The sequence below is a fragment of the Ruegeria sp. AP12 genome (genome assembly GCF_056540025.1).
Map to the genome: position 1 here is coordinate 1 of NZ_JBQFVZ010000014.1, position 6,899 is coordinate 6,899.

At 57.2% G+C, this 6,899-nt stretch carries 4 protein-coding genes and 1 pseudogene; 4 read left to right on the plus strand and 1 reads right to left on the minus strand.

Annotated features, from left to right (window positions below):
• From ACR0E6_RS20590 to ACR0E6_RS20605, 4 genes and pseudogenes are all read left to right on the plus strand, one after another.
• A pseudogene (locus tag ACR0E6_RS20590) lies at positions 1–360 on the plus strand (hypothetical protein); the annotation flags it as partial.
• A 37-nt stretch (positions 361–397) separates the two neighbouring features.
• The gene (locus ACR0E6_RS20595) at positions 398–1,285 is read left to right on the plus strand and encodes a tyrosine-type recombinase/integrase (protein ID WP_480536669.1); all 888 of its coding nucleotides are present in this window, start codon (positions 398–400) and stop codon (positions 1,283–1,285) included.
• 12 nt (positions 1,286–1,297) lie between these two features.
• Positions 1,298–2,497 carry an IS91 family transposase gene (locus tag ACR0E6_RS20600; RefSeq protein WP_480536667.1) on the plus strand — a complete coding sequence of 400 codons (1,200 nt, stop codon included), beginning with the start codon at positions 1,298–1,300 and terminating at the stop codon, positions 2,495–2,497.
• Positions 2,498–2,991: 494 nt separating this feature from the next.
• Positions 2,992–4,905 (plus strand): adenylate/guanylate cyclase domain-containing protein, encoded by a 1,914-nt coding sequence (locus ACR0E6_RS20605; protein ID WP_480586816.1) that lies wholly within the window; start codon positions 2,992–2,994, stop codon positions 4,903–4,905.
• A 50-nt stretch (positions 4,906–4,955) separates the two neighbouring features.
• Here the strand turns inward: ACR0E6_RS20605 and ACR0E6_RS20610 are convergent, their stop codons facing one another.
• Positions 4,956–6,590 (minus strand): winged helix-turn-helix domain-containing tetratricopeptide repeat protein, encoded by a 1,635-nt coding sequence (locus tag ACR0E6_RS20610; RefSeq protein ID WP_480536643.1) that lies wholly within the window; start codon positions 6,588–6,590, stop codon positions 4,956–4,958.
• Between the last annotated feature and the right edge of the window lie 309 nt (positions 6,591–6,899).

Genomic DNA, 6,899 nt, shown 5'->3' on the forward strand with positions numbered 1-6,899 from the left:
CTTAAAAAGCAGGCGACCGAGTTGGACAACGAGATTCAAGACACACGCACCTCGTATTCGGAAAAGCGCAAATTGTTGGATCGGTTGAAGGAACAGGTGGCGGTTTACGATGACCGCCTGACGTTTACCGAACTTGGTGTCTATGAGCCCCATTTCGATTTTGGAGACAGCGAGATCTACAAGGAGAAAATCAAGGAGATACGCGCCCGTCGTTCTTCAATAGATGAAGTGATGGGGCAGAGGTCATACAATGGTCTCTGCCTGCTTGCCGAAAGGACGAAGCCGCTATCGCGGCAATGGCGCCTTTGGCCAGCGTTGAGCGCTGATCCGGCCGTTTTGGGATTTGGCGGACCTGTCTGACGATTGAGGTTTCTCAATTTGACGACAGGAGATTCCAATGAAGGAAAAGAAGACGACCCCGCTGCGTGAGCGGATGATCGAGGACATGCGCATTCGTGGCATGTCGCCGAAGACCCAGCAGGCTCATATCCGGGCGGTCAGGTATTTTGCCGAGTTCATCGGGCGGTCCCCTGACACAGCAACGCCGGACGAGCTGCGCGCGTATCAGCTTCACATGACCGACACCGGGGTCTCGACCGGCGTGTTCAATGCCAGGATCGTGTCTTTGCGGTTCTTCTTCGGCATGACCTGCGGTCGTGAGGAGATGAAGCGATACATGCAGTTCCGGCGCAAGCCGAAGAAGTTGCCCGTTGTTTTGAGTGTCGAAGAAGTGGGCGATCTGCTGGCGGCGGTTCCAGGGCCGGGGCTCAAATATCGTGCGGCTTTAGGCATCAGCTATGGTGCTGGGCTGAGGGCATCCGAGGTCTGCAATCTCAAGGTCTCGGACATCGACAGCGACCGGATGTTGATCCATGTGGATGAAGGTAAGAATGACAAGGACCGCAAGGCCATGTTGTCGCCTGCATTGCTTGATTTGCTCCGCGACTATTGGCGGGAAGCGCGGCCTGAGGGATGGTTGTTTCCGGGCAAACCCAAGATCATGGCTTTGTCACCGCGTCAGCTGAACCGTGCGTTCACGTCGGCCAAACACATGGCCGGTATCAACAAACCCGCTACGCTGCATACCCTGCGCCACAGCTTTGCAACGCACCTGCTCGAGGCCGGAACGGATGTTCGAGTGATCCAGGTGCTTTTGGGACATTCCAAGCTCAGCACGACGGCGCGCTATACGCATGTCGCGACCAAAACCATTCGCGGCACCGTCAGTCCCTATGAGATGTTGGAGAAACTGCAGGATCACACCGTCAGGCGAGGACTGGAGTAGCGGCGCGGGTGGATGCCGCGCCCACGGCTGGAGATCGCAGATATCTTTCGGAACTATGGGCCTGCGTATCGGCAGGCCAATGCCGGGCATGTCAGCTTCGGTCAACTGAAGGTGATGTCGGCGATTGAGGCTTGCCGAACCGAAGCGCTTGGCGGGCATGTGGCGGGATGCGCCAAATGCGGCCACCACCACATCGCCTATAACTCTTGTAAGAACCGGCATTGTCCGAAGTGCCAGGGCCCCGCCGCGCGAGACTGGATGGAGGCGCGTGCTGAAGACCTGCTGCCCGTCGAATACTTCCACGTCGTCTTCACGATGCCCGCCGAGATTGCACGCATCGCCTTTTGGAACCAGAAGGCGGTCTACGGCCTGCTGTTCCGCGCATCAGCGCAAACGGTGATGACCATCGCAGCCGATCCAAAGCGACTGGGGGCGAAGGTCGGCATGACCAGCGTTCTTCACACCTGGGGATCCGCGCTGACGCACCATCCGCACATCCACATGATCGTCCCAGGTGGCGGCTTGTCACCGGACGGCACCAAATGGGTGGCCTGCAAGCCCGGGTTCTTCCTGCATGTTCGGGTGCTGGCACTGCTGTTTAGACGCCTGTTCCTGAAAGGGCTGATGGAGTTGCATCGAGCGGGGGCCCTTGTGTTCTTCGGTGACCGCGCAGGACTGGCGGATGCTGCTGCCTTCACCAATTGGATTGCCCCGTTCCGCAGGTCCGAATGGGTGGTCTACGCCAAACCGCCCTTGGGTGGCCCTGAAGCAGTTCTGGCCTATCTCAGCCGCTATACTCATCGGGTTGCAATCTCGAACCATCGACTGGTCAGTATGGATGCCGAGACCGTAGCTTTCCGCTGGAAGGATTACCGGATCAAATGTGGTGACCGCCAAAAGGTCATGCGCTTGGCTACACCCGAGTTCATCCGCCGCTTCCTGATCCACGTTCTGCCTGACGGGTTCCACCGCATCCGCCACTACGGCCTGCTGGCCAGTTCAGCGCGCAAGACGAACATCAAGAAGATCCGGACGTTGCTTGGTGTTCAACGCACCGACGAAATCACCGAGCCAGAGCAGGAGTCCGAGGTCACCCCGCTCACTTTGCGCGAGCCATGCCCCTGCTGCGGCGGTCCAATGCGCATCATCGAGATCTTCCGGCGTGGTCAGACACCGATGTCGCGTGCGCCACCACGGGAGCAGGCCGCATGATCCGATGCTTGACCACACACTTCGATATGCTCCGTTCGTCTTTGGCTGATCGGTCAAATCCACTTGCGGTCATCACTCAGAATGAATGCTGTGACTCACAGCACATGGGCTCAATCGGCAAAATGCCCGCGACCAAGGTGGCAGAAAATGACCGCAGCTGGCGCATCAAACACCGTCAGCTGCGCGTCTGTGGCAAAGTCAGCCTCATCCGTCTGCGCTCTTTCCCCATAGCATGATCCCAACCACCGCGGCTTCCTCCTTCCGAGGTTTGTCAACGCGGGCCGCCGAAAGCTCCTGACGGCAAAGTTGCACCTCGGCCCGCATCGAAAAACCTTCAGACAAGCGGAAGTTAGCTGCGGGTGCAAGCAGGTGATGCCTTTGAGGCTGAAGCGGACGTTCAGCCTTGGTTATGAAGCCAATTTAACTGGAATACCAGAAGGGCACACATTGTCGCGACTTCGTGACATCCGTTAGACTGTGAACAGGAGGGTCCTATGCAGCGCCGACTCGCCGCGATCATGGCTGCCGATGTCGTTGGGTATTCGTCGTTGATGGGCAGCGACGAGGCAGGGGTATTGTCCGCTCTCAAAACTCTGCGTTCAGAGGTTTTTGATCCCGCAATTGCAAGACATCACGGGCGCCTCTTCAAGGTGATGGGGGATGGTGCTCTTGTCGAGTTTGCTTCGGTTGTCGATGCCGTAAACTGTGGCGTCGAGATCCAGCAGACAATGGCTGAGGCTGCTCCGGCCCTCGACAACGGGTCGCGGTTGCAACTTCGGATCGGTATAAACCTTGGTGATGTCATGATCGCTGATGGGGACCTCTATGGTGACGGGGTGAATGTTGCCTCCCGCATTGAAGGTTTGGCGGATCCAGGCGGCGTCGCGATTTCTGAGAGTGTCGCACGACAGGCAATGGGCAAGGTGGATGCCGGATTTGAGGATCTCGGACTGAACACCCTGAAGAACATCGCTGAACCGGTTCGCGTTTTTCGCGTCATGCCTGACAGAGCGCCCGCATCCAAACGGCGATCAAACAAACTTCCATTGATGATCGGTGCAGCGGTGCTGGTTGGTCTGGGCGTTGCGGGTTTGGTAACGTGGTGGATCAGCTTTGGTCCCGAGCCGCCCGACGCCCTGACCTTTGATGAAGCCGCTTTGTTGACAGAGCCAACAGGTCCGACCATTGCGGTTCTGCCATTTCAAAACCTTAGCAATACGGACGCCCGCGATTTATTGGCTGTTGGCATTGGCGAAGACATCATCGTTGAGCTAGGGAGCTACCAGGACCTCAACGTACTGTCCCGTCAATCCACCCATTCCGTTGGACCGGACGAAAGTGACCGGCGTAGTATCCGGCAGAAGTTCGGCGCGGACTATGTGCTGGAAGGTTCTGTACGGCAGGTTGCAGATCGTCTGCGCGTGACAGCGCGACTGATAGACACAAACTCGGGGTTCCAGGTCTGGTCGGAAGCGTATGACGAAAGCCTCACGACTTTAAATATTCTGGACGTTCAGCTGAGCATCACCGAAAAAGTGGCCTCGGCTGTGGGTGACGCGGGCGGAGCAATCAAGCGCATTCACGCAGGTCATGCGCGCGCGAAACCTCCGGAACATCTCTCGTCTTATGAATGTTCCCTGCTGCGCGTTGGTTTCCTGAACCGACGGAATGTGCAAGAGCGCGTCCGCGGCTGTATCCTGCGGGTTGTCGAAGACGAACCTGAGTATTGGCGCGGGTGGGCGCAATTGGCCGAGGCACTGCTAACGGATGTGAAGCTTTTCACCGGGCTGTATCCAGGGACACAGGATGAGAAAATCCAACGCGCGGAAGAGGCGGCTCGGAACGCGGTGTCGCTGAACCCGCTTTCCGCCCGCGCTCACTTCCTTCTGTCGCTTGTGCTTCAGATTCAACGCGATCTCGACGGGTTCTTCTCGTCTGCTGAAACGGCGCTGACATTGGGGACAGATCGGTATCTGCAAGGGCAGATCGGCTATGAGTTCATTTGGTCCGGGCGTCTGGATTTGGGGGCTGCGCTCGTCGAAAATGCAATCGCGCTAGACCCAAATGCAGCAGACCCAAACTGGTATCAGGCGCTGGCCGAGTATCATTTCCTGAACGGGGATTATGAAACAGCGCTGAGCACTTATCGCAAGGGGGCACAGCCGGACATTTGGTGGTCGGTCTCAATCGAAGTCGCAATTCTGGCTGAACTGGGTCCGCGCGACGCCGCCATTGCCGCACGGGACAGGCTGAACAAAATCCGTCCGGGTATAAAAATTGCTGACGTTGTCTGGATGTATCGGCGTTTTGCGCGCCCGGATGAACACATCCTGCCTTTCGTCGAAGCCTACAGAGCTGTGGACATGCCCGAGGGGCGGTTTGCCCCGCTTCAGGATAGTGCAGGCTGACCGACAGGGCGCGGTACGGCACAGAATAGTGCCAAGTCTGGCACCGATTTTTATTCGGGCACGCCCGCCTTTTGCAAACTTGCCAACCAGATCCGCCGGTTTTCTGGATGGTTCTTCGATCCTGCGAATTGCCTGCGCATTGCGGATATTGACAGTTTGGGGTTAATCTCAAGCGCATCGTTAACAGCCTCTTGGGCATCGTCTTGCCTGCTCATCTCGGCAAGAGTGGCCGCGCTCAACAGGTGATGAAACAGCCGCCACGTATTGCTTGTTGCCACTGCGCCCAATTGCCGGGCTGCGTCCAGCGCCTCTTCGTAGCGTTCCAGGTGAAACAGGATATGGCCCTGGTAGAAGTACATGTTTTGCAACATCGGATCGCGTGGGCTTAACCGGATCGCCATCTCTATCTCGGGTAGGGCGCGGTCCTGCATGCGGAACCAGTCATAGGTATGCGCCAATTCCAGCCGTATACGCGCATCATTGGGGTTGAGCGCGACAGCGCGTTCGAGATTTGCGATGGCTGGATCGGCCTCTCCTGTAAAGCGGTAGATATAGCCAAGGGCCGCATGCGCCTGTGCGTCCTGATCGTCCAGTTCAATTGCCCGTTTGGCCGCCTCAGTAGCGGCAATCAACGTGTCCTGAGGAGTATCTGACCACTGAAAGAAGAATATCGTTCCCAGCGCGCGGGCTAACAGGCTGTATGCTGCCGCGAATTCCGGATCCGCTGCGATGGCGGACTGTGCAAACGTCACCGCGTCCTGCTGGGCCTCTTGCGAAAACACTGCCTGCCGCGCCCGGCCGCGCAAATACAGATCCCACGCACCCATGTCTTCGGTCGGTTTTTCCTGCGACCGTGCTTCGCCGGACTGATATATCTCAGGCAACAACTGGCCGGCGATGGCCCGGCTGATCTCGTCTTGAACATCAAAGACATCCGTTACCTGACGATCAAATACCTCGGCCCAGATGGTTTCGGCGCTGTCGACATCAATGAGTTCTCCGCTGATGCGCATCTGACCATCGGCCCTGCGGACGCTGCCGCGGACAACATAGCCAACCCCAAGGTCGCGCGCGATTTCTATCGGAGTTACCTGATCCTTCGCGTAAGAGAACATCGTTGCGCTGGATACAACGAACAGTTCCCGATTGCGCGAAAGATGCGCGATCAGATCGTCGGTGAGACCATCGACGAAATACTGACCAGTTCTTTCGTCCCCAATATTGTCAAACTGCACAACGGCCAAAGAGGGTTTTCCGGTGTCCGGCAATCGCTGCCGGTCGGCAAATATGGAGAAGGACAGCATGGCGATTGCCAAAGCCAACAGCACACCCGCAACAAGAACGCCGCGTTTGGGCGTCTTGGCGATACGCTCGGACGGGTCATCCGATGCAACCGGGGCCACAAACTGAAACCCGCGCTTAGGAAAGGTCTTGATGTAGTCCGAGCTTGCAGCCGTGTCGCCCAAGGCCTTGCGCACGGACCGGATGCGCGTATTCAGCGCCGCATCGGTGATCGCTGCGCCGGCCCAAATCTCGTCAATAATCTCTTGTTTGCTAACAATCCTGTCCCGGTTCCTGACAAGAAATTCCAGCAATTGCAGCGCCTGAGGTTCCAGAGCAACCGGTTCGCCAAGGCGGTTCAGCCCCTGTTTCGGATCAAGTTGGAACTCCAAGAAACGATACATACTGCAACCTACACTCTGCTATGTCACTGGCTCAACGAAGTTTGCGGATTGTCAGAGGAATGTCAGAAAAAATCAGATTCCGATCAAGCCCGGCGCGTTCGCCCAGCGTAACGTTTCCGGGGGTTAGCTTTTGGTAGCTTTACTCAAAATAATAAGGAGATTGGATATGGCCCAACTGAAAACACTTTGCATGGCGGCTGCGGTCGCTCTGGCGGGGAGCACTGCATTGGCTGAAACGGATCTTGAGGCGGCGTTAGATAACGGTGCCGAGCGCCTCAATGCCGATCAGATCGCTGAGCTTCTGATCGG